This window comes from Lysobacter sp. KIS68-7 (genome assembly GCF_021284745.1).
Classification (GTDB): Bacteria; Pseudomonadota; Gammaproteobacteria; order Xanthomonadales; family Xanthomonadaceae; genus Noviluteimonas.
Window position 1 is genome coordinate 1,701,529 of sequence record NZ_CP089925.1, and the last position, 24,796, is coordinate 1,726,324.

The window sequence follows — 24,796 nt, forward strand, 5'->3', positions numbered from 1 at the left end:
AAGGCCATCCATGGCCTTGCTCTGGGGCCTATGGGGGCGTGTGGCGGGCCTTCGACGCGATTTGATGGGGTGTCGCTTCGGCGGTAACTGCCCCGTCACAAGCGCATAACTGTCTCTGCGCGATTCAAGCGCATGGGCGCACTGCGGAAAGTGCTGCTTGCTCCGCTCGTTCTGGTTCCAACGCTGCTGGTCCTGGCCTTGGCGGCCTATGCAGCGCTTGGGTTCTGGGGCGTGCCTTGGCTCGTCCGTTCGCAGGCCACGAAGTACGTGCAGGAAAAGCACGATGAGCTTCGACTCGGCGAGGTTACGTTTAATCCCTTCACGTTCAAGCTGACATTGCGCGATGCGATGGTGGTGGAGCGGGGGAAGCCGCTCGTCGGTGTGCGTTATTTCTTGGCCGACTACCAGGCGGTTTCCTTGTTCAAGGGCATGCATGTGTTGCGGGAGGTCACGCTCGACCGGCCGTATGCGCGCACGGTTCTGGAGGCGGACGGGTCGCTGAATCTCGCGAAGTTGTTGCCCAAGACGGATCCGAACGAGCCGTGGCCCAAGGTTCTTGTCGAGGATCTGACGATCGGGGGTGGGCGCGTCGATTTCACGGATCGGCGGACGAAGCGGGCGCCGACGAAGTCGTTTTCGCCCATCGCGTTCAACCTGAAGCAGTTCCGCACGACGGCCGAAGGCGGCAATGCGCAGTTGCAGGCGCGCAGCCAGGATGGGGAGGCGTTGTCGTGGCAGGGGCATGTGTCGCTGACGCCCGTCGCGTCGACCGGGCGCTTCACGTTGGCAGGGTTGCAGGCGAAGACCATCGAGGATTTCGTGGGCGATCTGTTGCCGTTCCGGTTGCCGGCGGGGCGCGTGGAGCTCGGCGGCGATTACACGTTCTCGCTGCCGAAGCAGGGTGGGATGCAGCTCGATGCGCACCTGCCGAAGATCGGTGTGCGCGATCTGCGGCTGCGCGCGCAGGGGGTGGACGAGGATTGGGTGGTGATTCCCTCGGCGACGGTCACCGATACGCGCTTGTCGCTCGCGCGTCGTGAGATCCGCATCGGTGCGTTGCGCGCGGACGGCGTGCAGGTCGAGGCGTGGATGGAGCCGAATGGCGACATCAGTTTGTTCCGCTTGTTCACCGGCCAGGTCATCGAGGAAGCGAAGCAGGCGCCGGGCGGCGAGTGGAGCGTGGAGGTGGCGCAGGCGCGCATCGAGGGCGCGGACATCCGGTTCGAGGATCGCACGGTGAAGCCCGCGGCGAAGTTCGACCTGTCACGGTTGGTGGCGACCGCGGGTGGCGTGAGCTTTGACATGAAGCGCGGGATTCCGATCACCGTCACCGCGACGGTCAACGACAAGGCGCCGCTCACGCTCGAAGGGACAGTCGTTCCGGATCCGTTCTCCGCGGATCTGCACGTCGACGTTTCCGCGCTGCCGATGCGCGGGCTGCTGGCCTACCTGCCGGACTATCCGGCGCTCGACCTGCGCTCGGGCGAGGTCGGTGCGAAAGGCCATGTCGTGTTGCGGCCTGCCGAGGCGCCGGGGCCGGAACTCGAGTACCAGGGCGATGCGAGCATCGCGCGCTTCGATCTGGTGGAGAAGGCGAGCGGTCGGCCGTTCCTGGCGTGGGCGCGCGTGGATGTCGGCGGCATCGACTATGCGGCCTCGCCCGATCGCATCGCGATCCGCACGATCACCGTCAAGCAACCCGTGGCGCGCGTGGAGATCTCGCCGAGCGGCAAGCTCAACCTGACCACGACGACCAACATGGTCGCCGCCACGCCGGGCACGTCGCAAGCACATGCAACGGGAAGGAAGACCGCGTCCATGCTGCCGCCGCTGAAGGTGGGCGAGGTGAAACTCGACGATGGCACGCTGCAGTTCGCCGACTTCTCGATCCAGCCGAACTTTCAGGCGAAGATCGATGCGTTGCGCGGGCGCATCGGGAATATTTCGACGGCACCGGGCACGATCAGCCAGGTCGATCTCTCAGGCCATGTCATCAATCGCTACTCGCCGGTGACCATCAAGGGCTCGGCCAACCTGCTCGTCTACGACGAACGCACGCACATGGCCATGCAGTTCCGCAACATCGAGCTGCCCATCTTCAATCCGTATTCGGGTAAGTGGGCGGGCTATGCCATCGCGAAAGGCAAGCTGACGACGGAGCTGGATTACAAGATCGACCACCGTCGCCTCGTCGCGCAGCACCATGTCGTCATCGACCAGCTCAAATGGGGCGAGGCGACGGACAGCAAGGAGAAGGTCAGCCTGCCGGTGCGCCTTGCGACCTCGCTGTTGAAGGACAGCAACGGCACCATCACGCTCGACGTTCCCGTCACCGGCACGCTCGACGATCCGAAGTTCCGCCTGTGGCCGATCATCTGGCAGATCGTCAAGAACATCGTCGTCAAGATCGTGAGTGCGCCGTTCAAGTTGCTCGCGTCGCTGTTCCAGGGCGCGGAGGACGCGCAGTACGTCGACTTCGCGCCGGGTTCGTCCACGTTGCCGGACAAGGCGAAGGGCGCATTGCCGAAACTGGCGGACAGCCTCGCGGCGCGACCCGAGTTGCGCCTGGATATTCCGGCGGGCCCAGTCAGCGCGACCGACAAGGCGGCGCTCGACGACCAGGCGTTCCAGGCTGCGGTGGCCGAGTTCCGCACGGGCAGGCGTGGTGCGGACACGCCTTACGCGGAGCTGGAGGACAAGGACAAGATCAACGTGCTGGAGGACCTGTATCGCCGCGAGTTCGGCAAACGGCCCGAAGTGCCGGACGCGGCGACGATGCAATCGCAGAAGGACGAGCGTTCGCAACTGGCGGGGCAACTGCAGAACGACATCGCGCTCAATGACGCTGCGAAGGAAGAGGTCGTGCTCGACGCGCCGGCGTCCAGCGCTGTGCCGACGACCTTGCCGCCGCCCGCGACCACCGGCGCAGCGGCGCTTGCTTCAGCGCCACCATCGCCGGCAACCGTCGCGAGTGCCGCGCAGGCGAAGGTCGAACCCGGCAAGCCCTCGCGCCACGAACGCAAGGCCGCACGCCGCAATTCCGAAGTCGAATGGCTCGAAGCACAACTGCGCCCGCGTTTCCGCGCGAACGCAACGGCCGCGGATCAACTCGCGAAGACGCGCGCCTCGGAAGTGCAGGACGCGCTGCTCTCCAGCGGCAAGGTCGATCCCACGCGCGTCTTCGTCGACACGACGAAGACCACGCAGGAGAAGGACGACAAGATCCGGATGGAGCTGGCGCTGGAGTGAGGGTTACTTGATCTCTTCGCCCAACATCATCTCCCGCACGAACCGCACCGGCGGCGCGCCATAGCTCAACACCTGGTCGTGGTAGGCCTTCGCGTTGAACTTGTCGCCTTCCTTCGCTTCCATCGCCTTGCGCAGGTCCAGGTGTTCCGACACGCCGACGAAGTAGGTCGGCAACTGCGCCGACGTGAGCTGCGCGCGCACCCACTTGCCCGCCGCTTCGCGCTCCTGCTGGAAGGTCTGGCGCGTCATCAGGTCCATCGCCTGCTCGCGCGACCAGTGGTCGACATGCACGCCCTGGTCGAGGATCGCATTGCCGATGGTGCGCAGGTAGAACTTGAGCTGCACCAGGCGGAAGAGCGGGTCGTTGTTCATGTAGCCCGCGTCGGCCATCATCCGCTCGCTGTACACGCCCCAGCCTTCGGCGAACAGGCCCGAGCGCAGCACGCCCCGCAACACGTCCTTGTTCTCCGCCGAGTGCGCGCCTTCCAGGTAATGCCCCGGCATCGCTTCGTGGATCGAGAGCAGGTGGATCATGCGCGTGTTGTATTCGCGCAGGAATGAATCGACCTGCTTGTCGTCCCAATCGTCGGGGATCGGCGAGATCGCATAGTAGGTGTCCTGGCCCTTGTCGAGCGGACCCGGCGAATCGCAGTACGCCACCGACACGCCGCGCTGGAACTCCGGCATCAGGATGATCTTGACCGGCGTGTCGGGCACGGTGACCAGGTCCTTTTCGCGCACGAACTTCGTCGCATCGGCCAGCGTCTGCTTGGCGAAGGCCACGACGTCCTCGCGCTTGGGCTTGTCGGCATACGCCAGTTCCAGCGCCGCTTCGATCGCCTTCTGCTGTTCGTCGTCGGTCGGCTTGTCGGGCATCGAGGCCGGCGCGTTCGGCTTGTCCTTCAACACCTGGCGCGCGATGTCGTACATCTGCGCACGCACGCGGGTGAGTTCGGATTCGGCGCGCGTCTTGATCTCCGCGCGCGAGAGCGAGGACATCAGCGCGAACTGCAGCTTTTCGTCGTACAGCTTCTGGCCGATGCGGAAGTCGCCCTTCGCGTTGGGCACGAGCGTCTTGTCGAGCCAGACCTGCTGTTCGGCGACGGCCTGCTTCAGGCCTGCGATGGCGGCATCGAGCTGCTTGCGGTCTTCGCCCGTCAGCTGGTCGGCGTTCGGCGTGATGAACGTGTCCACCAGACTGAGCACGCCGGCGTTCTGCTTCGCCACGGTCTGCGCGTGGATCAGCGGCACGCGCGCGGGGTCGAGGTTGGCGCGCGCTTGTGCGAACAGAGCGGGGATCTTCTGCATGCGCAAGGTCGCCGATTTCAGGCGCTGCGGCATCGGTGCGTAGTCGCGCGCCATGAGGTTGTACAGCGCGCCGCCGGCGAGGCTGTTGTAGACCTGCGGATCCCAGGCCCACGATTGCAGCGTTTCGATGGTCCAGATGTCCGATTGCGCCTGGTTCCGAAGGAGGAGGGCATCGATCTGGTTTTCGCGCGAGAGCGATTTCATGTCGATTGCATCGAGTCGCTTCAGCACGTCCTTGCTGAAGTTCACGAAGCTGCCGCGCCCCGCCTCGCTGAGGTCATCGATCTCGCCGTCGAAACGGTGATCACCGATCTGCGTGGCGCTGACCGGACTGAATTGCATCCAGCCTTCGAGCCAGAACTTCGAAAGCTCGGCGAACTGCGCATCGGCCTGGGACGCTGCAGGGGCGGCGGCCGGTGTCGATTCGGCCGGCGTCGTGGATGCCTGCTGCCCCTGGCACGCGGCGAGGGTGGCGACGAGGAGGGCAGCGGCGAGCATGTTGCGGCGCATCGGGACGGTCCTGGGCGGAAAGGCGCCGAGCATACGCGGGGTGAACGCCGTCGCGCACGGGCCCCTGTTAGGCTGCCCGCCAGCAACCCGGAGACCAGGCCATGCGCAGGACGCTCGCAGTCGTGGCGTTGTTGCTCGGATCGTGTGTCGCCTTGCAAGCGCAGGCCGCCTGTCCACCGGAAGGCCAGACGCGCGAATCGCTGGAGGCGCTGAAAGCCGCGAAGTTCGCGATGGACGATGCTGCGGCGCGGCAGAAGCTCGCGTTGGGGCTGGTGGATTGCCTGGGCGATCCGGATCCCGCGCTGCGCGACGGCCTGGCATTCGAGGCGTTTTCGCACTGGATGCGCGAGGGCGCGTTGAGCGAAGCCACGCTGCGCACCCTGCGCGATCGCTTGTATGAAGGCCTGAAGGCCGACGATCCGGAAGGCTTCCGTCATCCGTTTTCAGCGCTCGTGTTGTCCGAAGTCGCGCGCACCGATCGCGTCAAGCCATGGATGAAGCCGAAGGAGCGCAGCAAGATGGTGGAGATCGCCACGCGTTACCTCGCGTCGGTGGACGACTATCGCGGCTTCGACAACAAGGACGGCTGGCGCCACGGGGTCGCGCACGGCAGCGACTGGCTGCTGCAGCTCGCGCTCATGCCCTCGCTCAACGGCAAGCAGCTCGATCGCATCCTCGACGCGGTGGCGATGCAGGTCGTGCCGGAGAAGCCGCATGCCTACGTGTTCGGCGAACCGGGACGGCTCGGACGCCCGGTGCTGGCCATCGCAAAGCGCGGCATGTACACGCCCGCGCAGTGGGAAACGTGGCTGACGGCGCTGACCCCGAAGCTTGGCGACGAAAAGCTCGCCTACAATGATGAAGCGTGGCTTGCGCGACGCCACGACCTGCTTGCGTTCCTCACCGGGCTGTACCTGGAAGCCGATCGCAGCGAGGACCCTGCGCTGCAGGCGCTGGAAGCGCCCATCGTTGCGGCGCTGAAGACGGTGCCCTGATTCAGGCCAGCGTCGTTCAAACCAGCGTCGCGATCACTCGTCCTCGTCGTCGCCGAATTCCGCGAGCACGTCGAGGTCGAACGCCAGCGCTTCCACCGCCTCACGCACCTTGCGTGCAGTGGAATCGTTGGGCGCTTCGATCTCGACCTCGTGGATGTCCCCGCCGCTGCGCAGGTCGCTGAGGCCGGCCGAACTGGAGTCGAAATCATCCATGTGCGGCATGAGGTCGGCGACTTCCTCGACGTGCTCGATGCCGTCGAGGCTTTGCAGCAGGTTCATGATCGCGCGCGTGTCGTCGTCGCTGCCGGTAACACGCAGTCGCAGGGTAGGCATCGCGGATCTCTCGGAAGTCGGAGGACGGTTCCGAGGCTAGGCAGCGGCAAGCTAACAACGCGTGATGGCGCGCGCCTGGCGGACGCGCGCCATCGCAGCCCTCACTTCGGCGCGCGCACCGGCAGCGGCACGTTGCACAGGTCGATGTGGCCGGCGGGACGCTTGTACCACTCGTCGCGGCGGTTGCGGCGCGATTCCACGACGGTCTCGAAGGTCTTGCTGTCCGTGCGCAGCAGTTGGAGTTGCGTGCGCTCTGCCTCCGGCACCTGGCTCGCGAGTTTCGCCGACACGATCGGCACGTATTGTTCCGGCTTCTCGTAGAACCCGAGCGGGCCCGTGCCGCGCGGCAGCACGCTCAGCAATTCGATGCCTTGCACCACGCGGCCGACCAGCGTGATGTTGCGGTCCAGCATGCGCGGCGATTGCCCCGTGACCGCATACAGCGACGTGCCGTCGCTGCTGTCTGCGGCGACATCGCGCCCCGCGCCGACCATGCCGTAGCAATGCGTGAGCCAGGCCTTGCCGGCCTTCGGATCGCGCGCGGCGGGGAAGCCACCGGAGAAACCGACTTCCGGCGCCCAGCCGTCGACGTCGGGGAGCTTCACGAACGGCACGCCCTTTGCGTCGCGCTCGAATTCCGCCGGCAGGTGCGGCTTCGCGGTGCCGATCTTTTTCTTCTTCGCTTCGTCTTCTTCCGGGTCGCCCCACTGCGCGACGTAGTTGTCCTGCGAACGGATGACGAACAGCCCGTCCCAATAGCCTTCCTTCGCGAGCGTGGCGATGTTGGCGACGTGTTCGAGCGCGAAGTCAGGCGCGAGCTCGATCACCACGCGACCGGTGGGCAACTGGAGATACAGCGTGCGGGCCGGGTCGAGCGTGCGCCAGTCGGAGGCGGGCGAGGCGTCGAGGATGTCCTGCATCGACGCGACCTTGGGCTTCTCCTTCGGCGGATCGGCCGCAAGCGCCGAACCGGTGAGCAGGGTCAGGGCGAGGGCAAGGACCAGGGGACGCTTCGACATCGGGACGGCTCCGGCGAATGGATGCGCCGGAGTCTAGCCCGCCGGCCGGTCAGTTCTGCAATTCGCGCAAGGTGACCGAGGGCGGTGCATCGAGCACGCGGCGCGTGGCGAACAGGCCCGTGGCGAGCGCCGCGAGCATGCCGACTGCACCGCCCACCGCGGCGAGCGTCCAGTTCGGCGACCAGGGGAGGTCGAACACGCGCGTGGCCACGACGCCCGCGAGCAGCGAAGCCGCGATGGCCGCGACCAGCCCCGACAACAAGCCAAGCGCCGCGAACTCCGACGCCTGCGCCAGCCGCAACTGCCGCCGGCTGCCGCCGAGCACGCGCATCACGCCGCCTTCGAGCAATCGTTCGTCCTGGCTCGCGCTGATCGCGGCGAGCAACACCAGCACGCCCGCGGCGAGCGAGAACCAGAAGACCACCTGCACCACCTTCGACACCCGATCCGCCGTGCTGCGCACCTGCTTGAGCACTTCGTCGATGTCGATGACCGTCAGGTTGGGGAACGCGGCCACGGTGTCGGCGGTGAAGCGCGGCGTCTTCGACGTCGGCACGTTCACGGAGGTGATCCAGCTCGCCGGGTACTGCTCAAGCGAACCGGGCGAGGCGATGACGAAGAAGTTCGGCTGGAAGCTGTCCCAGCTCACGTCGCGCAGGCTGGTGATCGTGCCCGCGAAGCGTTGCCCGGCGATATCGAAGACCAGGTGGTCGCCGAGTTTCCAGCCGAAGGAGTCGGCGAATTTCTGTTCGACCGACAACTCGGGCGACTTCGGCGTCGTGTTTCCCCAGAAGCGGCCTTCGACGATGCGGTTGTCGTCGCGCAGCGTGCTCGCGAAGGAGAGGTTGAACTCGCGTTCCGCGCGACGTTGCATGTCCGGATCGTCGGGGAAGCTCGCGCGCGTGATGGCCTTGCCGTTGCGCGCCTGCAGGCGCCCGCGGACCATCGGATACATCGTGGGCGCCTGCAGGCCCTGGCGCGCCATGAAATCGCGCACGGGCTGCAACTGGTCCTGCTGCACGTTGATGATGAAGCGATTGGGTGCACTCGAAGCGAGCGAGACCTGCCAGCGATCGAGCAGGTCGGTGCGCACGAACGTCAGCAGGAGCAGCGCCATCAATCCGATGCCGAGCGCTGAGATCTGCGCCACGGCGGTGCCCGCACGGCGACCGACGTTCGCCAACCCGTAACGCAAACTGCCGCGCAAACGCCCGCGCACGCCGCGCACGCCGAGGATCAGCGCCCATGCCAGGAAGGCAAGGACGGCGAACGTGACGCCGATGCCTCCGAGCATCGCGGTGGCGAGCGCCGGCGAACCGGCCTTCCACCACAGCAACGCAGCCAGACCTGCCAGTCCGGCGATACCGACCAGCCAAGCACTCGGCTCGGTGGGATCCAGGTCGCGACGCAAGACGCGCAAGGCCGGCACGCGGCGCAAGGCGAGCACCGGCGGTGCACCGAAGGCGAACAGCACGACGAGCCCGACCGCGTAGCCCTGCAGGGCCGGAACGATGCCCGCTGGCGGGATCGCGACATCGAGCGTGCGCGCGAGCCACGCGCCGACGCCCCATTGCAGCGCGAACGCGATTGCAACGCCCGCCGTGCAAGCGAACAAGCCGAGCCACAACAACTCGCCGAGGTGCACCAGCACCAGCGTGCGCTGGCTCGCACCCAGGCAACGCATCACCGCGCTGCCGTCGAGGTGGCGCGCACTGTGGCGACGCGCGGCCATCGCGACGGCAATGGAGGCGAGGATGACCGACACGAGCGCGGCGAGCCCGAGGAAGCGGCCTGCGCGGTCGAGCGCCGAGCGCACTTCGGGTCGCGCATCCTCGATGGTTTCCAGGCGTTGGCCGCGCTCGAGGTTCGCACGCGCCAGCGTGGTGAAGTCTTTGACCGCCGAAGGATCGCCTGCGACGACGAGGCGATAGCGCACGCGGCTGCCTTCCTGCACGAGGCCGGTCGCAGGCACGTCGGCGAGCGTGATGGCGACGCGCGGTGCGGCGTCGAAGTAGTCGAAGGCGACGTCGGGCTCCTGCGCGATGAGCGCCGCGATCCGGAATTGCGCGTCGCCGATCGCGATGGTGTCGCCGGTTTTCGCACCGAGCGTCTGCGCGCCGGACACGCTCATCCACGCCGTGCCGCGTGCCGGACCGCCGCGGACGCTGCGTTCCGGGCCGCCGATGCGATCGACGAGCTGGAATTCGCCACGCAAGGGGTACTGCGCGTCGAGTGCGCGCAATTCGCCGAGCTGCAGGTTGTCGCCGACGCGCAGCATGCTGCGGAACTCGAGGGTTTCGGCGTGCTGCAGGCCGGAGGCGTTGGAGGCCTTGCGCACGACGCCCGCGATGGGGGCATCGCCCCGCACCGCTGCGTCGCCGCCGAGCAGGCGGTTCGATTCCTGCGCGAGTGCGCGTTCGGCGCGGTCGGTCACGAAGCCGACCGAGGTGATCGCGACCACGGCGAGCACCACCGCCACGAACAGGATGCGCACGTCGCCCGACGCGAAATCGCGCCGCAACTGGCGCCAGGCGAGCGACCAGGGATTCACGCGTCCACCCGGCGCCCGCTGTCGAGGCGGATCGCGTGGCGGCAGCGCGCGGCGAGGTGTTCGTCGTGGGTGACGAGCACGAGCGTCGTGCCCGCGTCTGCGTTCAACGAAAAGAGCAGGTCGATGATCGCCTGGCCCGTGTGCGTGTCGAGGTTGCCGGTGGGTTCGTCGGCGAACAGCAGCGACGGCCGGGTGACGAAGGCGCGCGCGAGCGCAACGCGCTGTTGTTCGCCGCCGGAGAGCTGGCGCGGATAGTGGCCGAGGCGCGCGCCGAGTCCGACCTTTTCGAGGATGCGGCGGGCCGGGCCCATCGCATCGGGATCGCCGCGCAGTTCGAGCGGCAACATGACGTTCTCCAGTGCGGTCAGCGTGGGCAGCAACTGGAAGCTCTGGAACACGAAGCCGACTTTTTCGCCACGCACCTTCGCACGCCCGTCTTCATCCAGCGTCGACAGCGGCGCGCCGTCGAGCAGCACGGTGCCGGTGGTCGGCGTATCGAGCCCGGCGAGCAGGGAGAGCAGGGTGCTCTTGCCCGACCCCGAGGCGCCGACGATCGCGATGGCGTCGCCGCGTTCGACCGTGAAGTCCACGTCTTCGAGGATGGTCAGCTCGCCGTCGGGCAGCGCGACGCGCTTGCCGAGGCCGCGGACCTCGAGGGCGAGGGGTGTGTGCACGCGCGTTTCAGCGCCGGGTCTGCTTGAATCGGCCATGCTGTGATCGACACCGGAGTGTCGTACCTCGGGAAGGCTGAGATGACGTCGACTTATGCGGCACGCGTTACAGGGATTCAATGGCGGATGGTCATGGCGGCCGCGCTCGCATGGCTTGCGTTGGCCTTGCTCGTTACTACTCCGGTGCGCGCATCAGGCCCCGTGAAGGCCGCACCCGCGACGACGAAGACCGTGCTGGTGATGGGCGATTCGCTGTCCGCGGGCTTCGGCATCGCGGCCTCCCAGAGTTGGGTATCGCTCACCGGCGTGCGCATGGCGAAGACGAATCCGGACTGGCGCGTGGTGAATGCGAGCATCAGCGGAGAAACGACGTCGGGCGGCGCGGCACGCATCGATGCGGAACTCAAGCGCCTTCATCCCCAAATCGTCGTGATTGCCCTCGGGGCGAACGACGGCCTGCGCGGCCTCCCGCTCGCGCAGACGAAAGCCAACCTCGATCGCATGATCCAGGCGTCCAAGGCCGCGAAGGCCCGCGTCCTCCTCGTCGGCATGCACATGCCGCCGAACTACGGGCGCGATTACACGCAGGGCTTCGCCGCGAACTACACCGCGCTCGCGAAGCAGCACGCGGTGCCGCTGGTCCCGTTCCTGCTGGAGCCGATCGTGGCCGACCGCGCCAACTTTCAGGAAGACAACATGCATCCGGTCGCGAGCGCCCAGCCCGCGATCCGCGACCATGTGTGGAAGGCGCTGGCCCCGCTGCTGAAGTAGGCCCGGGGGGCCTCTGACCCGGACCCATTACTGCGGACCCATTACTGCGGACCCATTACTACCGGCACATCCGCTATACCGAACCAGACACTAGTCTGCGCTTCAACCTAGTGGACCTGCCCCCATGGACCGCGAAACCCTCGACCTGGCCCTGCGCAAATTCCAGCGGGAACTGAGTGCCGGCACTGTCTCGCTGGCGCTGCTGGCCGTGCTGGCCGCCGCGCCGGGCCCGATGTACGGCTACCAGATCGCCAAGACCCTGGAACGCAGCGGCGAAGGCGTGCTCAGCGGCAAGCAGAGCGCGCTGTACCCGGTGCTGCGCAACCTGGAATCGGCCGGCTTCCTGCGCAGCCATGTCGAACCCTCCGTCGCCGGTCCGCCGCGGCGTTACTACGAAATCACCGAGCCGGGCCGCACCGCGCTTTCCGAATGGGCCGCTGCCTGGCGCGCCACCCGCACATCCGTCGACTCCGTCCTCGAAGGACTCCTGCCATGAATGCCCCGTCCAACGGCCTGCCGCTGCCGCATTCCATCCCCGAATACCTCGACCAGTTGCGCGCCGCGCTGTCGGGCGCCGATCCGGCGCTCGTGCAGGACGCGCTCTACGACGCCGAGGAGTACCTGCGCTCGGAACTCGGCGAACACCCCGAGCAATCGGAAGCGGAAGTGATCGCGTCGGTGGCGAGCAGCTACGGCGCACCGCATGAAGTCGCGGAGATCTATCGCGACACCGAAGTGCGCGTGCAGACTGCATTGCGCGCGCCGAAGCCCGCGCCGCGTTCGACCCCGCTGGGGCGCTTCTTCGGCGTCGCCGCCGATCCGCGCACCTACGGCGCGTTGTTCTACTCGGTGCTCGCGTTGGCCACCGGCATCTTCTATTTCACCTGGGTGGTCACGGGCCTCTCGCTGTCGGCGGGCCTGGCGGTGCTGATCGTCGGCATCCCGTTCGCGATCCTGTTCCTCGGCTCGGTGCGCCTGCTCTCGCTGGTGGAAGGCCGCATCGTGGAAGCGATGCTCGGCGAACGCATGCCGCGCCGCCCGCTCTACACCTCGCGCGGCAAGACGTGGATGGAACGCATCAAGGACATGTTCACCGACCCGCGCACGTGGTCGACGGTGCTCTACATGGTCGCGATGCTGCCGCTGGGCATCCTGTACTTCACGCTCAGCGTGACGCTGCTCACCACTGCCGTGTCGTGCATCGTCGCGCCCGTACTGCTGGGGTTCGGCGCCTTCGACAACTGGTACCTCGACGACCACCTGGTCTCGTCGACGCTGGGTTGGTGGGAATACCCGATCGTGTTCGTCTTCGGCGTGGCGCTGCTGTTCGGCACGCTGCACCTGGTGCGCGGCATGGGCAAGATGCACGGCCTGTTCGCCAAGCACCTGCTGGTGAAGTCGGCGCAGTACGCCTGACCCGGTGCATCGCTCGCGAAGTCAGAACGCTGGCTTCGCGAGCACCAGGTAGACGATGAAGACGAGCAGGAGCACGGGGATCTCGTTGAACCAGCGCAGCGCTTTCGACGAGGGCAGGGGCTTGCCCTTCTCCACGCCCTTCAGCCAGCGCCCGCCCACCGTGTAGTGCACGAGCATCAGCACGACGAGCCCGAGCTTCGCGTGCAACCACGGCCCCTTGATGCCGAAGTACAGCCACAGCATCAGGCCCATCGCGAAGGCGAAGCCGAACATCATGTGGCCGAAGCGATACAGGCGCTTGCCCATCAGCACCAGGCGATCGCGCACGGCGGGCACGTCGCCGGCCTCGGCGATGTTCACCAGGATGCGCGGCAGGTAGAACACGCCGCCCAGCCAGGCCATGACGAACACGACGTGGGCGGTCTTGATCCAGAAGTAGGCAGCCATCGGCGACTCGGGGGCAGGTGGGCGATGCGCGGTAGGATCGCACGATGCACAAACAATACGATCAGGCTTACTTCGACCGCTGGTACCGCCTGGGCGGCATCGGCGACCGAGCGCGGCTCGCGCGCAAGGTGGCGCTCGCCGTGGCGGCCGCCGAATACCACCTCGAACGCCCCATCCGCACGGTGCTGGACATCGGCGCGGGCGAAGCGGTGTGGCGCGCGCCGCTGCTGAAGCTGCGGCCGGGGCTGCGCTACCTCGGCTTTGATTCCAGCGAGTACGCGGTGCGGCGCTATGGCCGCAGCCGCCAGTTGCACCTGGCACGCTTCGGCGACTTCGAACACCTGCGCCCCTGCGCGCCGGTGGACCTGCTGGTGTGCAGCGACGTGCTGCATTACCTGTCGACGAAGGAACTGGATCGCGGGTTGCCGGGCCTGGCCGAACTGTGCGGCGGCGTCGCATTCCTGGAAACCTTCGCGCGCGAGGACAAGGCCGTCGGCGACGAGCATGACTTCCAGCAGCGGCCTGCGTCCTTCTATCGCAAGCGTTTCGACGCAGTGGGCTTTGCGCAGGTGGGTTCGCACCTGTGGCTGTCGCCCGCGCTGCGCGAGCGGGCGACGGCGCTCGAGATTTCCTAAGGCTTGAACGCAGCCGGCGTCGGCAATTCGACCGGCACGCCGTCTGCGTTGCAGGTGCCGGCTTTGCAGAGGCGTTCGCGCAACGCGGGCGTCGCCTGCACGAGGAAATGGAAGAGCACGTTCTGCTCGACGCTGCCGCGCACCGCGCTCGCACCGGGCCCCTTCGCCCACACGCCGACATCGTCGCCGCCGTGCGTTTCCGCGCCGAGCGGGATGAGGGATTCCTGCAGGTAGTCCTCTTCGTCCGTCGCCACGTGCGTGAGGTCGGGACGCGGCTGGCCAGGCTTCGGCGCAACGTAACCCGGGCCATTCGCATAGCCGAGCGTCGTGTAAGGCAGGCCGAGTTTGTCGAGCGCGTACTCGCCGCCCTTGCTGTCCTCGCCGCTGATGCCACGGACCTTGTCGAGGATCGGATTGCCGCGCTTGGGATAGCCGGCGAAGAACATCGTGTGCGCGTGGTCGGCGGTGACCAGGATGAGCGTGTCGTCATCCGAGGTCGCTTCGTCGGCGGCGCGGATCGCATCGGAGAAGGCGATGGTTTCCTCCAGCGCGCGACGTGCGTTGCCGTCGTGGTGGGCGTGGTCGATGCGGCCGCCTTCGACGACGAGCACGAAGCCCTTGTCCTTGCGCTGGAGCAGGCGCAATGCGGCGGTGGTCAACTGTGCGAGCGTCGGGTCTCCGGCCTTGCGGTCCGCGTCGTAGGGCAGGTGCTGCGGCGCGAACAGGCCGAGGACTTGCGGCGCGTTCGTCTGTTCGAGCTGCGATTCGTTCCAGACATACGCGCCGTTCGGATGCCGTGCCTGCCATTCGGCGACGAGATTGCGGCCGTCCTTGCGCAGGCCCTTCACCGAAGGATCGGCGATGTCGGCGAGCGTGTTCGGCGTGAACTTCGCTCGGCCGCCGGCGAGCGCGACATCGATGCCGTCGCCGAAACCGAACTCGAGGAACTGCCGCGCGAGATCGTGGCATCCCGCTGCGGCGGCTGCGGGAGGCAGGTAACTGTCGTCCTCCCAATTGCGATCGGGGCCGTGCGCGAACACGGAGGCAGGCGTTGCATGCGTGAGGCGCGTGGTGGTGACCACACCGGTCGACAGGCCCGCGCTCTCCGCGAGTTCGACGATGCTCAACAGCGGATTCGCATCCGCTTCCGCGCAATTGCCGCGACGTGCCGCCGGGCCGATGCCGATCACGCCCAGGCGCGTCTTCACGCCCGTGGCGATCGCCGTCATCGTGCCCGCCGAATCCGGCGTCTGGTAATCGGTGTTGTACGTGCGGCTCAGCGCGGTGTTCGGGAAGGTTTCGAAGGAGAGTTGGTTCTCTTCGCCCGGATGCCCGTGGCGCTGGCCTTCCAGGATGCGCGCGGCGGCGACCGTCGGCAGGCTCATGCCATCGCCCAGGAAAATGATCACGTTGCGCGCGCGTCCGGCCATCGCGCCGTTGCCCGCGGCGCGCGCGGCGCCCGAGCGATACCACCAAGCGGCTGTTTCGCCGTCGGGATGGGCGACGGTGGGGACGTCGACTGCGAGGACATCGCCGGTGTGCGCGGCCATCGATGCGGGGACCGGCGCCTGCGTGGCGCACGCGGCGAGGAAGGAGGCACAGGTCGCGAGGGCAAATGCGCGCATGCGTTCAGGAAACTGCGAAGGGCCGCCGATGATAACGGCGCAAACGTTGCGAAATGACGCACCGTTGCGCATTGCGGCACACCGGTGTTCTGCCTGTGCGGTCGAACCCGCCGTCCCGGGCCGGTATGGTCGCTCCTTCGTGTTTCCGGATGGCGTGGTGTGATGGCCCTTGTGTCGGCGTGGTTGAGGATTCCCTTCTGGCAGCGCGTGCTCGGCGGCTTCGCCCTGGGCGCGCTGGCCGGCTGGCTGCTGGGGCCGCAGGCCGCGACGTGGTTCGAGCCGCTGGGCGATGTCTACGTCAACCTGATCAAGATGATCGCGATCCCGCTGGTGTTGTTCGCGGTGATCAATGCGGTCGGTGCGTTGCACGGTCAGAAGTCGATCGCGGCGCTCGCCGGGCGCACCTTCGCGTGGTTCGCCGTCACTGCGGTGCTCGCGGTCTGCGTGGGCCTGGCGGTGGGCTGGATCGTGAAGCCAGGCTTCGGTGTCGGTGCCTTGCAGGTCGCGTCGGATTACACGCCGAAGGAGGTGCCCGGGCCGCTCGACGTGTTGTTCAACATCGTGCCGCAGAATCCTTTCCGCGCGTTGTCGGCGACCACGGCGGCGAAGACCGCGGACGGTACGAGCGTGATCGTGCCGAGCAACGGCACGATCCTGCAGGTGATCTTCTTCGCGGCGCTGATCGGCTTCGCCTTCGTCAGGCTCGGCGAGAAGACCGCAGGCCTGCGCAAGCTCGCGGGCGAAGCGAACGAGATGATGATCCAGGTCACGCGCTTCGTCCTGGAATTCACGCCGCTGGGCACCTTCGGTTTGATCGCGGGGCTGGTCGGCGCGTACGGCTTCGAAAAGCTGTTGCCGCTGGGCAACTTCGTGATCGCGTTGTTCATCGCGTGCATCGTGCAGATCGTGGTCGTGTACGGCAGCCTGTTGCTGGTGCACGGATTGAATCCGTGGAAGTTCTTCCGCGGCGCGGCGCCGGCGATGCAAGTCGGCTTCGTCGCGTCGAGCAGCTTCGGTGCCTTGCCGGTCTCGCTGCGCAGCGTCGTGGGCAACCATGGCGTGGACAAGGACTACGCCGCATTCGCCGTGCCGCTGGGCGCGAGCATCAAGATGGATGGCTGCGGCGCGATCTATCCGGCACTCGCGGCAGTGTTCATCGCGCAGTACTCGGGCATCGAACTGGGGCCGGGCACGTACGTGACCATCGCGCTTGCGTCGGTGCTCGGCAGTTTCGGAACTGCGGGCGTGCCGGGCACGGCGGTGATCATGGCCACCGTGGTGCTGAGCGCCGCGGGCCTGCCGCTGGAAGCGATCGGGTACCTGTACGCGATCGACCGCGTGCTCGACATGATGCGCACGATGACCAACGTCACCGGGCAAATGGTGGTGCCGGTGCTGGTGGCGCAGGAAACCGGACTGCTGGATCGCAAGGTGTACGATGGTCCGCCGCGCGATTTCGCGCTCGAGGATGCGGCGGAAGAACCGGCATGACCGATGACATCGTCCTCGTCGAACGCTTTCCGGACGTCGACGACTACCTGCGCCTGCGTGCCGCCGCCGGCATGCACGAAAAGACCCGCGAGGCCGCGGCGCGCGCGTTGCCGAACACCCTCTACGGCGTCCGCCTGGAGCGCGATGGCCAGATCGTCGCCATGGGGCGCGTGATCGGCGACAACGGGTGTTTCTTCACCGTCGTCGACATCGCCGTTGTGCCGGATCTGCAGGGGCGCGGGCTCGGCAAGCGCATCGTGGCCGCGCTCGACGCGTGGCTGCAGCGCAACGTGCCGCCGTCGGCCTACGTCACGCTGGTGGCCGACGGCGATGCGAAGCACCTGTATGCGAAGTTCGGCTTCGTCGAAAGCGCGCCCGTCGCGGTCAACATGGAATACGTGATGGAAGCCGGCGGGGTGCGCAGCACGGCGCACCTCCAGCCGAAGTAGGGATCAGCGCGCCGCGCGTTGTTTCGCGAGTTCCGCGTCGAAGTTTTTTTCCGCCTTGTCCGCGTAGGCCGTGCACGTCATCGGCCGGGGATGCGCGTTCTTCGCGCCCGGCGTCCAGCCGCTCGCATCCGGGTGCGGTGTGAGCAGCACGTCGCACGGCAGGCCGCGCACGGTCGCGAAGCTCACCTTGTACATATCCACGATGCGCGGGATGCGCGGATTGTCGACGAGCTTGTAGCCCGGTGTGCTCAGGCTGTCGACGTAGGCGATGCGCACCGGCTTGCCGTCGCGCGTGTCGGTCCACGTCCAGCTCAGGCTGCCCGGCGTGTGGCCCGGCGTGAAATGCGCGACGAGCGCGATGTCGCCGATCTGCACCGCCTCGCCATCCTGCAGGAAGCGATCGGTCTGCACGGGCGGGAAGGTGAGGCTGTCGCCGAAGTGGATGTCGTCGGTGCCGCCGCGCGCGAGGATCGCGGCGGACTCGGCGTTGGTGGCCACGCGCGCGCCGGTCGCGCGCTTGAGTGCGGCGAGTGCGCCCGCGTGGTCGGCATGCGCGTGCGAATGCAGGAGCCAGCGGATCTTGTCCGGCGCCACGCCAACCGTGCGTGCGTGCGCGAGCAGCATGTCGGCGGCTTGCGCCAGGCCCCCGTCGATCACCACGGCGCCTTGCGGCGTGTCGATCAGCAACGCACTCAAGCCTTCGGTGCCGATGTACCAGGTGTGGTCGGCGATGCGGAACGGCGCGACGGGCTGGCGCCACGCGTCGTCGGTTTCGTAACGGCCGGATGGCGGAAGCAGGGGCGCCTTGTTCGCATCGGCGGCGAACGCGGAGACGCAGGCGAGCACGGAAATCGCGAAGGCGAAAGCGGGGACGCGCTGCGTCCCGAAGCGATGGCGCATGGGGGAGCCCTTCAGGGGGAAGACGAGGCGCGACGCGGCCTTGCGAGCCACGCGCCGAGCAATGCAGACGGAACGGGAAGGATCAGGCCGAGCGCAGCCATCCACGTCGGATGGCCCGGCATCATCAGGATCATGCCCACGACACCGATGAGCACCACGAGCGAGACCACGATCGCCGCCGACCTCGGCCAGGTGCGCGAGATCCACGCAGCGACGGCGCCACCGGCGAACGCGCCCAGCACCCACGCGACGACGATCGCGACGAGCGCCCCCATCGGGGCGGTGGCGATCAGCGTCGCCATGTCGTTGGTGTTGGCCGGGTCGAGGCCCGGCGGCGGGGGATAGATCCGGTGCCCCATCCATTCGACGCCCATGATCACGAGGAAGGTCACGACCGCGCCTGCCAGCACGCCGAGCAACCAACGCAGGATGGCCTGGAGCATCGATCCGTTCCGCCGTGGAATGCAGCCAGCATGCGGCGCCGTCGCGGGGTCCGCAAGCGGGCGCCCGCATGAAACCGGCGTTGATCCGGCGCAGGCGTAGACTCGCCGCCATGGCCGGCCACGCGCGCTCCCTGACGCTCCGATTCCTCGCCGAACCCACCGACGTCAACTACGGCGGCAAGGTGCATGGCGGGGTGGTGATGAAGTGGATCGACCAGGCCGGATACGCCGCGGCGGTCGGATGGAGCGGGCGCTATTGCGTGACGGTGGCGGTGGGCGGCATCCGCTTCGTCGCGCCGGTGCGCATCTCCGACCTCGTCACCGTGTCGGCGACGCTCGTGCGCACCGGCACCACCTCGATGAACTTCCTGGTGGAGGTGCGCGCGCGCGATCCCATGGGCGGCGACTCGCGCCTGTGCACGCACTGCATCATCGTGTTCGTCGCGCTCGATGGGGTGGAAGGCAAGGCGGTCGCCGTGCCGTCGTGGAAAGCCGACAGCGATTCCGACCGCCGCTTGTCGGACTACGCCGAGAAGGTCATGACCCTGAGCAAGGGCATCGAGGAAACGGTCGCGCGCATCACGCCCGAAGACCTGCCCTGAAACGCAGAAGGCCGCCTTGCGGCGGCCTTCGGAAGAGCGGCGTTGCGACGACGATTACATCGCCACGCGGCGGGCCGAGAGGTAACGGCCACTCCAGTAAGAGGAATACAGGCTGTCCACGCGGACGTCCTTGCCGCGGCTCGGCGCGTGCAGGAAGCGGCCTTCGCCGACATAGATGCCGACATGGCTCACGCGGCCACGCAGGCCGAAGAACACCAGGTCGCCCGGGGCGAGCGCGGCACGGTCGTTGACCGCTTCGCCGCTCTGCGCCATCTGGCGCGACACGCGCGGCAGGTCCATGCCGAGCACGGTGCGGTAGACGTAACCAACCAGGCCGCTGCAGTCGAAGCCGTCGGTGGATTCACCGCCCCAGCGATACGGCGTGCCGAGCAGCGTCATCGCCTTGGTGAGGACGTTCTGGATGCGATCGGTCAGGCGCGGCTTGCCGAGGCTGTCCAACTGCACCGTCGAACCCGGCTCCGCATCGGCGAGGTCGGACAGGTCGCCGAAGATCGGGCGGACGTGCGTGGTGCGGTTGGCGGCGGCCGGCGCAGCGGCAATGGCGGTGGCCGCCACGGCCTGCGTCGAGACATCGGCGGACGGCGCGGTCTGTGCGAAAGCAACGGAAGTGCCACCGGCGCAAAGCGCCGCGCAGCAAAGCAAACGAAGCGCGCCAACGCGGACGCGCTGGCGGAATGCACGGGTGGCGGCGGGCTGGCCTGCGGTCAGGTCGTCGGTCGTCACGAGGTCATCACGGTTTGAAGACCGAGCGACCTTACCGTTTGATGAGGGGGTGAAGGTTCAGATTTCGTTAGGGCGCTGTGAACAAGTGCCCGTTTTTGCTCGACTTTGTGCATTCAGCGACGATCGGCCGCGACCGCTTTCACATGAATGCGCTCAGTGCAGGACCCGTCGGGCGCCGCTGTAGTGGTCCCGCCAGTACGGGCCATCGAGGTGGTCCAGGCGCACCGTGCCGCCGGTGCTCGGCGCATGCACGAAGCGGCCTTCGCCGACATAGATGCCCACGTGCGTGACCGCGCCGCCGCTGGCGAAGAACACCAGGTCGGCGGCCGCAAGGCGTTCGGGCGCGATGCGCGGACCCTGCGAGGCCGCCAGGTCGCGCGCGGTGCGCGGCAACTTCACGTTGGCCATGTCGCGGAAGACATAGTTGACCAGGCCGCTGCAGTCGAAGCCGCCCTCCGGCGTATTGCCGCCGTAACGGTAGGGCGTGCCGACCAGGCCGATGGCGCGCATCAGCACCGCGTTCGCGTGTTCGGGATCTTCCGGCGGCACCACCGGCCAGGTGCGCGGCATCGCCACCGACTTCGGGGGCGCGTTCGAACGCACGGCTTCGCCACCACCGCATGCCGTGAGCAGCGCACACACCGACAGGAGAAGAAGGAAAGCGAGAGGCCCCCGCGCTGGCGCGGGCCGGGCCTTGCCGGGATAATGCGCGGCCCCGCAGGCCGCACGCTGTTCTGGCTTCATCGCCGAGGAGTGTGGCCGCTTTCACGCGGCGCTAGCAAGCGCCCCCTGCCGCCCGATGCTGGGCCCGGACCCCCAATGAAGATCGAAAAAGACCGCGTCGTCCGTTTCCATTACACCGTCAACGAACGCAATGCCCACGAGGCCGGCGAAACGCCGATCGAATCGTCGAAGGACCGCGAGCCGCTCGCCATCCTGTTCGGCCACGGCAACATCATCCCGGGCCTGGAGAAGGCGATGGAAGGCAAGGAAGCGGGCGATTCGTTCGCCGCCGACGTCGCCGCCGCCGATGCCTACGGCGAAGTGCGCGAAGGCCTGAGCCAGCGCATCCCCAAGAAGCACTTCGGCGAACAGCGCCTGGCGCCGGGCATGCAGGTCGTGCTCAACACCAACTTCGGTCCTCGCGCGGTGACGATCCAGAAGGTCGGCATGAGCGTGGTCGATGTCGACCTCAACCATCCGATGGCCGGCAAGGACCTGCACTTCGACGTCGACATCGTCGACGTGCGCGAGGCGAGCGAAGAAGAACTCCAGCACGGCCACGTGCATGGCGAAGGCGGCCACGAGCACTGATCGGCCCCGCAAGGCGACACCTCCGGACGGCCCGCGCATGCGGGCCGTTCGCGTTGATGGGCTGCGCGTCGGGGCAGGGGTGCCGCCGGTTCAGTGACTTCCGGCCGCTGACGGCCGCTCCCGTGCGTGCGCTAATGCGGCCACTCGCGCAGGAGTTTCCATGTCGGACGCACGCTTCACGCCGGTGGCCGTCAACGAACGCATCACGACGCTCGATGTCATCCGCGGCGTCGCCCTGCTCGGCATCTTCCTGATGAACATCGAGTGGTTCAACCGCCCGATCTCCGAACTCGACGTCGGACTTCCGCAAGGCGTCACCGGCATCGACTACTGGGCCGGCTGGTTCGTCCACGTGTTCATCCGCAGCAAGTTCTGGACGATGTTCTCGCTGCTGTTCGGCATGGGCTTTGCGGTGATGCTCTCGCGCGCGCATGCGGCGGGGCGTCCGTTCCTGGGGCCTTACGTGCGCCGCACGCTCGCGCTGGCGCTGTTCGGTTTCCTGCATGCCGTGCTGGTGTGGAACGGCGACATCCTGTTCGACTACGCGATGGGCGCGGCCTTCCTGCTGATCGTCTTCCATGCGAAGCCGAAGGCGATGTTGTGGGTTGCGGGCGTGGCGTTGTTGGGTGCCGCGGTGTTCGGTGGCGCGAAGCTCGCAGGGTACGACCAGGTGGTTTGGGCGCCGTTGCTCGGCATCGGCGTGCCGGTCCTGACGCTGGGACTGGTGGCCTGGGCGATCCGCAAGTGGCCCGCGAACGGCTTGCGCAACGCAGGCCTGACGCTGTTCCTGTTGCCGTGCATGGGCATGATGATCGGTGGCCTCGTCACGCCGCAGACAACCCAGGTCGAACGCGATCGCATCGCCTTGAAGGACGCGCACACGCCGGCCGAAAAGGCGCAGGTGCGCAAGGACCTCGCCGAAGCCGCGAAAGCACGCAAGGAACACGCGGACAAGGTTGCCGAAGAAACGCGCATCACTTCGCGCGGCACCTATGCTGAAAACGTTGCGTTCCGCCTCCAGGAATTTCCGCAGACGGCAGGACAGCACGTCTTCTTCGCGCTGTTCTTCGTGCTCGGCATGTTCCTGCTAGGCGCGTGGTTCATCCGCTCCGGCCTGATGACCCAGCCCGGCATGCACCTCGACCTGTATCGCAAGCTCGCGATGTTCGGCATTCCCTTCGGCATCGGCCTGACCATCGTGGCGGCCGCGATCGCCACGACGCACGTCAAGGGTGTCAACGACGCGCTGTACACCTTCTCGATGGGCCTGGGCATGGTGGCCGCGTTGCCTGCATGCCTCGGCTACGTGGCGGCGATCGTGCTGCTGTTCCATTCGCCGCGCTTCACCCGCTTCATGGCGCTTTTCGCGCCGGCCGGGCGCATGGCGCTGACCGTGTACCTGACGATGTCGGTGATCGGCACGACGGTGTTCTACGGCTACGGGCTGGGGTGGTACGGCATGGGGCGCGCGATGCAACTGGTGTTCTGCGTCGTGGTGTTCGCCGTGCTGCTGGCCGCATGCCACCTGTGGCTCTCGCGCTTCCGCTACGGCCCGATGGAGTGGGTGTGGCGGGCGATCACCTACCTGCGCGCGCCGTCGATGCGGCTGGAGCGATTGCAGCCGGCGTGACCCCGCAAAAGAAAACGGCCCGCATGCGGGCCGTTTCCTGTCGCTCCCTCCCGGTCAGTTCACCGACACGGCGCTCCATGCACGCGCGACCGCGGCGTATTCCGCCGAGCCGCTGCCGTACAGGTCCGCCGCCGCCGACAGCGTGGCCGCGCGCGCCTGCGGATAGTTCGTGCTCGAGGTGAAGTACAGGTCGAGCGCGCGATACCAGATGCGCTGGGCCTTGTCGCGGCCGATGCCGGTCACGCCGGTGTCGCCGTTGCACACGAGCTGGCCTGGGGTGAAGTTGAAACCGGATGGCGAGACGGCGCCCTCTGCGAGCAGGTAGAAGAAGTGGTTCGCCGGGCCCGACGAGTAATGCGGATCGACGCCGCCCAAGCCACCGGCCGGATAGCAATCGTAGGAGGCACCGTTGTCCGCCGCGCTCGGCTTGAACATGTAGCGCAGCGCCTTGGTGTTGTTCGGGTTCGAGGCGTAGATCTTTTCGCCGATCTCGTAGTCCGGCGTATCGAAGGCGTTGTTCGCGAAGAACTCGACCATCGTGCCGAAGATGTCCGAGGTCGCTTCGTTCAGGCCGCCCGAGTCGCCGGAGTAGGCCAGACCCGAAGTCGCCTGCGTCACGCCATGGCTCATCTCGTGGCCGGCGACGTCGATCGCCACCAGCGGGACGTAGCTGCCGCCGCCGTCGCCGTAGTACATCGCATTGGCGTACCACGCGGCGTTGACCCAGCCGTTGCCGACGTGCACGTAGCTCTTCACGCCCTTGCCGTCGTTGAAGATGCCGTTCCGGCCGAAGGTCGTCTTGTAGTAGTCCCACGTGGTCGCGACACCGAAATGCGCATCGGCCGCGACCGTCGCGCGATCGGACAGGGCGTTGTTGCCCCAGGTGTTGTCGCTGTCGGTGAACAGCACCGCGCGGCGCGCCGCCGTCTGGTAGCCGACGTTGTTGCCGTCGTAGGTGGCGCCACCGCCGCGCGTGGTGTCGGTCATGTTGAAGCTGTTGCCCGAGCCCGCGGTGTTCAGCGTGACGTTGCCGTAAATCAGCGAGCGACCGGTGCCGACCGCAGGCGTGCCGCCACCGCCGCCGCCACCCCCGGGTTTCGCCGTATGCACCATGTCCCACTTGTCGAGGATGCGGCCGTTGGCGGCATCGATGAAATAGTGCATCTCGGTCGGCGTCTGGTCCTTCTTCGTGCCGGTGAACACCACTTCATAGGCCAGGCGCGGCGTGGTGTTGCGGGCATAGATGACCTTGCTCGCGGCACGCATGCCGTCGAAGCCGGTGCCGAAGTCGGCGCCCGCGGCGATCGTCGCGTCGTCGCCGGAAATGCGCGCGGCCAGGCCCGGGCGGACCGCGGTCTTCAGGGTCTGGCTGGTCGACTTGAGGACGCCGTTGCGCGAATGCACGACGAAGTCGCCGCCGATCACCGGCATGCCGCGATAGGTGCGTTCGAAGCGAACGTGTTCGGTGCCGTTGGCGTCGACCACGACATCCTTGACGGCGAAAGCGTCGGAGGCGTTGCGGTTGAAGGCGGCGGCGTGGCCGTCGATCAGGCCGAGCGCGCGGCCGACGGCGGGATGGTCGGCCTTCCCGGCCGCGGCAGTTCCCGAGACGAGCGCCAGGGTGATGGCGAAGGTGAGCGTGCGAGTCCGTGACATGCGAAACCCTCGAAATGTGGCAAAGGAAAGGAAGGGC

General features: G+C 67.3%; 23 protein-coding genes. 11 read left to right on the forward strand and 12 right to left on the reverse strand.

The window, feature by feature from the left end:
• Positions 1-132 precede the first annotated feature (132 nt).
• Positions 133-3,249 carry a DUF748 domain-containing protein gene (locus LVB87_RS08190; RefSeq protein WP_232897500.1) on the forward strand — a complete coding sequence of 1,039 codons (3,117 nt, stop codon included), beginning with the start codon at positions 133-135 and terminating at the stop codon, positions 3,247-3,249.
• 3 nt (positions 3,250-3,252) lie between these two features.
• Here the strand turns inward: LVB87_RS08190 and LVB87_RS08195 are convergent, their stop codons facing one another.
• Positions 3,253-5,067, reverse strand: coding sequence for a DUF885 domain-containing protein (locus tag LVB87_RS08195; protein ID WP_232897501.1), 1,815 nt, complete (start codon positions 5,065-5,067; stop codon positions 3,253-3,255).
• A 101-nt stretch (positions 5,068-5,168) separates the two neighbouring features.
• Between LVB87_RS08195 and LVB87_RS08200 the strand changes: the two genes are divergently transcribed.
• Entirely contained in the window at positions 5,169-6,062 is an 894-nt protein-coding gene (locus tag LVB87_RS08200) for a DUF2785 domain-containing protein (RefSeq protein WP_232897502.1), read from the forward strand.
• A 33-nt stretch (positions 6,063-6,095) separates the two neighbouring features.
• Here the strand turns inward: LVB87_RS08200 and LVB87_RS08205 are convergent, their stop codons facing one another.
• The 4 genes from LVB87_RS08205 to LVB87_RS08220 all read right to left on the reverse strand — a co-directional run bounded on the left by LVB87_RS08205 (position 6,096) and on the right by LVB87_RS08220 (position 10,675).
• Complete coding sequence (locus LVB87_RS08205) at positions 6,096-6,395, reverse strand: hypothetical protein (protein ID WP_232897503.1); 300 nt, start codon at positions 6,393-6,395, stop codon at positions 6,096-6,098.
• 101 nt (positions 6,396-6,496) lie between these two features.
• Positions 6,497-7,315 (reverse strand): peptidylprolyl isomerase, encoded by an 819-nt coding sequence (locus LVB87_RS08210; RefSeq protein WP_232900515.1) that lies wholly within the window; start codon positions 7,313-7,315, stop codon positions 6,497-6,499.
• A gap of 148 nt (positions 7,316-7,463) precedes the next feature.
• A complete protein-coding gene (locus tag LVB87_RS08215) occupies positions 7,464-9,965 on the reverse strand; it encodes an FtsX-like permease family protein (protein ID WP_232897504.1) in 2,502 nt (833 codons plus the stop codon).
• On the reverse strand, positions 9,962-10,675 hold the full coding sequence (locus LVB87_RS08220; protein WP_232897505.1) for an ABC transporter ATP-binding protein: 714 nt from the start codon (positions 10,673-10,675) through the stop codon (positions 9,962-9,964). The genes LVB87_RS08215 and LVB87_RS08220 overlap by 4 nt, the downstream gene beginning before the upstream one ends.
• Positions 10,676-10,768: 93 nt before the next feature.
• Here LVB87_RS08220 and LVB87_RS08225 point away from each other — a divergent pair, with 93 nt between their 5' ends.
• From LVB87_RS08225 to LVB87_RS08235, 3 genes are all read left to right on the forward strand, one after another.
• Positions 10,769-11,407 carry an arylesterase gene (locus tag LVB87_RS08225; protein ID WP_232897506.1) on the forward strand — a complete coding sequence of 213 codons (639 nt, stop codon included), beginning with the start codon at positions 10,769-10,771 and terminating at the stop codon, positions 11,405-11,407.
• A 124-nt stretch (positions 11,408-11,531) separates the two neighbouring features.
• Positions 11,532-11,903 (forward strand): PadR family transcriptional regulator, encoded by a 372-nt coding sequence (locus LVB87_RS08230; RefSeq protein ID WP_232897507.1) that lies wholly within the window; start codon positions 11,532-11,534, stop codon positions 11,901-11,903.
• Positions 11,900-12,823 carry a sensor domain-containing protein gene (locus LVB87_RS08235; protein WP_232897508.1) on the forward strand — a complete coding sequence of 308 codons (924 nt, stop codon included), beginning with the start codon at positions 11,900-11,902 and terminating at the stop codon, positions 12,821-12,823. The genes LVB87_RS08230 and LVB87_RS08235 overlap by 4 nt, the downstream gene beginning before the upstream one ends.
• 21 nt (positions 12,824-12,844) lie before the next feature.
• Here the strand turns inward: LVB87_RS08235 and LVB87_RS08240 are convergent, their stop codons facing one another.
• The gene (locus LVB87_RS08240) at positions 12,845-13,270 is read right to left on the reverse strand and encodes a CopD family protein (protein WP_232897509.1); all 426 of its coding nucleotides are present in this window, start codon (positions 13,268-13,270) and stop codon (positions 12,845-12,847) included.
• A gap of 44 nt (positions 13,271-13,314) precedes the next feature.
• Here LVB87_RS08240 and LVB87_RS08245 point away from each other — a divergent pair, with 44 nt between their 5' ends.
• Entirely contained in the window at positions 13,315-13,905 is a 591-nt protein-coding gene (locus LVB87_RS08245) for a class I SAM-dependent methyltransferase (RefSeq protein WP_232897510.1), read from the forward strand.
• On the opposite strand, the gene LVB87_RS08250 is transcribed toward LVB87_RS08245, so the two are convergent.
• On the reverse strand, positions 13,902-15,530 hold the full coding sequence (locus LVB87_RS08250; protein WP_232897511.1) for an alkaline phosphatase: 1,629 nt from the start codon (positions 15,528-15,530) through the stop codon (positions 13,902-13,904). The two genes, LVB87_RS08245 and LVB87_RS08250, sit on opposite strands and share 4 nt — an antisense overlap.
• A 162-nt stretch (positions 15,531-15,692) precedes the next feature.
• Between LVB87_RS08250 and LVB87_RS08255 the strand changes: the two genes are divergently transcribed.
• Positions 15,693-17,021: a dicarboxylate/amino acid:cation symporter gene (locus tag LVB87_RS08255; RefSeq protein ID WP_232897512.1), complete on the forward strand. Its 1,329-nt coding sequence runs from the start codon at positions 15,693-15,695 to the stop codon at positions 17,019-17,021.
• On the forward strand, positions 17,018-17,470 hold the full coding sequence (locus LVB87_RS08260) for a GNAT family N-acetyltransferase (RefSeq protein ID WP_232897513.1): 453 nt from the start codon (positions 17,018-17,020) through the stop codon (positions 17,468-17,470). Before LVB87_RS08255 ends, LVB87_RS08260 begins: the two co-directional genes overlap by 4 nt.
• Positions 17,471-17,473: 3 nt before the next feature.
• Here the strand turns inward: LVB87_RS08260 and bla are convergent, their stop codons facing one another.
• Together bla and LVB87_RS08270 are read right to left on the reverse strand one after the other, a co-directional pair.
• Complete coding sequence (gene bla, locus LVB87_RS08265; protein WP_232897514.1) at positions 17,474-18,370, reverse strand: subclass B3 metallo-beta-lactamase; 897 nt, start codon at positions 18,368-18,370, stop codon at positions 17,474-17,476.
• A gap of 11 nt (positions 18,371-18,381) precedes the next feature.
• Entirely contained in the window at positions 18,382-18,813 is a 432-nt protein-coding gene (locus tag LVB87_RS08270; protein WP_232897515.1) for a hypothetical protein, read from the reverse strand.
• A gap of 110 nt (positions 18,814-18,923) precedes the next feature.
• Between LVB87_RS08270 and LVB87_RS08275 the strand changes: the two genes are divergently transcribed.
• On the forward strand, positions 18,924-19,415 hold the full coding sequence (locus LVB87_RS08275) for an acyl-CoA thioesterase (protein ID WP_232897516.1): 492 nt from the start codon (positions 18,924-18,926) through the stop codon (positions 19,413-19,415).
• Between the two features lie 54 nt (positions 19,416-19,469).
• Here the strand turns inward: LVB87_RS08275 and LVB87_RS08280 are convergent, their stop codons facing one another.
• Positions 19,470-20,159, reverse strand: coding sequence for a C40 family peptidase (locus tag LVB87_RS08280; protein ID WP_232897517.1), 690 nt, complete (start codon positions 20,157-20,159; stop codon positions 19,470-19,472).
• 153 nt (positions 20,160-20,312) lie between these two features.
• Positions 20,313-20,807 (reverse strand): C40 family peptidase, encoded by a 495-nt coding sequence (locus tag LVB87_RS08285; protein WP_232900516.1) that lies wholly within the window; start codon positions 20,805-20,807, stop codon positions 20,313-20,315.
• A 171-nt stretch (positions 20,808-20,978) separates the two neighbouring features.
• On the opposite strand from LVB87_RS08285, the gene LVB87_RS08290 reads away from it, so the two are divergent.
• Complete coding sequence (locus tag LVB87_RS08290; protein ID WP_232897518.1) at positions 20,979-21,473, forward strand: peptidylprolyl isomerase; 495 nt, start codon at positions 20,979-20,981, stop codon at positions 21,471-21,473.
• A gap of 160 nt (positions 21,474-21,633) precedes the next feature.
• On the forward strand, positions 21,634-23,103 hold the full coding sequence (locus LVB87_RS08295; RefSeq protein WP_232897519.1) for a DUF418 domain-containing protein: 1,470 nt from the start codon (positions 21,634-21,636) through the stop codon (positions 23,101-23,103).
• Positions 23,104-23,157: 54 nt separating this feature from the next.
• Here LVB87_RS08295 and LVB87_RS08300 read toward each other — a convergent pair whose 3' ends face one another.
• Entirely contained in the window at positions 23,158-24,759 is a 1,602-nt protein-coding gene (locus LVB87_RS08300; RefSeq protein WP_232897520.1) for a M4 family metallopeptidase, read from the reverse strand.
• Between the last annotated feature and the right edge of the window lie 37 nt (positions 24,760-24,796).

Bases quoted from the DNA above. Each gene is read 5' to 3' on its own strand.
- LVB87_RS08235 (WP_232897508.1), top strand. From the start codon at position 11,900: ATGAATGCCCCGTCCAACGGCCTGCCGCTGCCGCATTCCATCCCCGAA.
- LVB87_RS08255 (WP_232897512.1), top strand. From the start codon at position 15,693: ATGGCCCTTGTGTCGGCGTGGTTGAGGATTCCCTTCTGGCAGCGCGTG.
- LVB87_RS08205 (WP_232897503.1), bottom strand. From the start codon at position 6,395: ATGCCTACCCTGCGACTGCGTGTTACCGGCAGCGACGACGACACGCGC.
- LVB87_RS08275 (WP_232897516.1), top strand. From the start codon at position 18,924: ATGGCCGGCCACGCGCGCTCCCTGACGCTCCGATTCCTCGCCGAACCC.
- bla (WP_232897514.1), bottom strand. From the start codon at position 18,370: ATGCGCCATCGCTTCGGGACGCAGCGCGTCCCCGCTTTCGCCTTCGCG.
- LVB87_RS08295 (WP_232897519.1), top strand. From the start codon at position 21,634: ATGTCGGACGCACGCTTCACGCCGGTGGCCGTCAACGAACGCATCACG.
- LVB87_RS08300 (WP_232897520.1), bottom strand. From the start codon at position 24,759: ATGTCACGGACTCGCACGCTCACCTTCGCCATCACCCTGGCGCTCGTC.
- LVB87_RS08240 (WP_232897509.1), bottom strand. From the start codon at position 13,270: ATGGCTGCCTACTTCTGGATCAAGACCGCCCACGTCGTGTTCGTCATG.
- LVB87_RS08195 (WP_232897501.1), bottom strand. From the start codon at position 5,067: ATGCGCCGCAACATGCTCGCCGCTGCCCTCCTCGTCGCCACCCTCGCC.
- LVB87_RS08250 (WP_232897511.1), bottom strand. From the start codon at position 15,530: ATGCGCGCATTTGCCCTCGCGACCTGTGCCTCCTTCCTCGCCGCGTGC.
- LVB87_RS08260 (WP_232897513.1), top strand. From the start codon at position 17,018: ATGACCGATGACATCGTCCTCGTCGAACGCTTTCCGGACGTCGACGAC.
- LVB87_RS08245 (WP_232897510.1), top strand. From the start codon at position 13,315: ATGCACAAACAATACGATCAGGCTTACTTCGACCGCTGGTACCGCCTG.
- LVB87_RS08200 (WP_232897502.1), top strand. From the start codon at position 5,169: ATGCGCAGGACGCTCGCAGTCGTGGCGTTGTTGCTCGGATCGTGTGTC.
- LVB87_RS08210 (WP_232900515.1), bottom strand. From the start codon at position 7,315: ATGCAGGACATCCTCGACGCCTCGCCCGCCTCCGACTGGCGCACGCTC.
- LVB87_RS08290 (WP_232897518.1), top strand. From the start codon at position 20,979: ATGAAGATCGAAAAAGACCGCGTCGTCCGTTTCCATTACACCGTCAAC.
- LVB87_RS08225 (WP_232897506.1), top strand. From the start codon at position 10,769: ATGGCGGCCGCGCTCGCATGGCTTGCGTTGGCCTTGCTCGTTACTACT.
- LVB87_RS08230 (WP_232897507.1), top strand. From the start codon at position 11,532: ATGGACCGCGAAACCCTCGACCTGGCCCTGCGCAAATTCCAGCGGGAA.
- LVB87_RS08190 (WP_232897500.1), top strand. From the start codon at position 133: ATGGGCGCACTGCGGAAAGTGCTGCTTGCTCCGCTCGTTCTGGTTCCA.
- LVB87_RS08270 (WP_232897515.1), bottom strand. From the start codon at position 18,813: ATGCTCCAGGCCATCCTGCGTTGGTTGCTCGGCGTGCTGGCAGGCGCG.
- LVB87_RS08220 (WP_232897505.1), bottom strand. From the start codon at position 10,675: ATGGCCGATTCAAGCAGACCCGGCGCTGAAACGCGCGTGCACACACCC.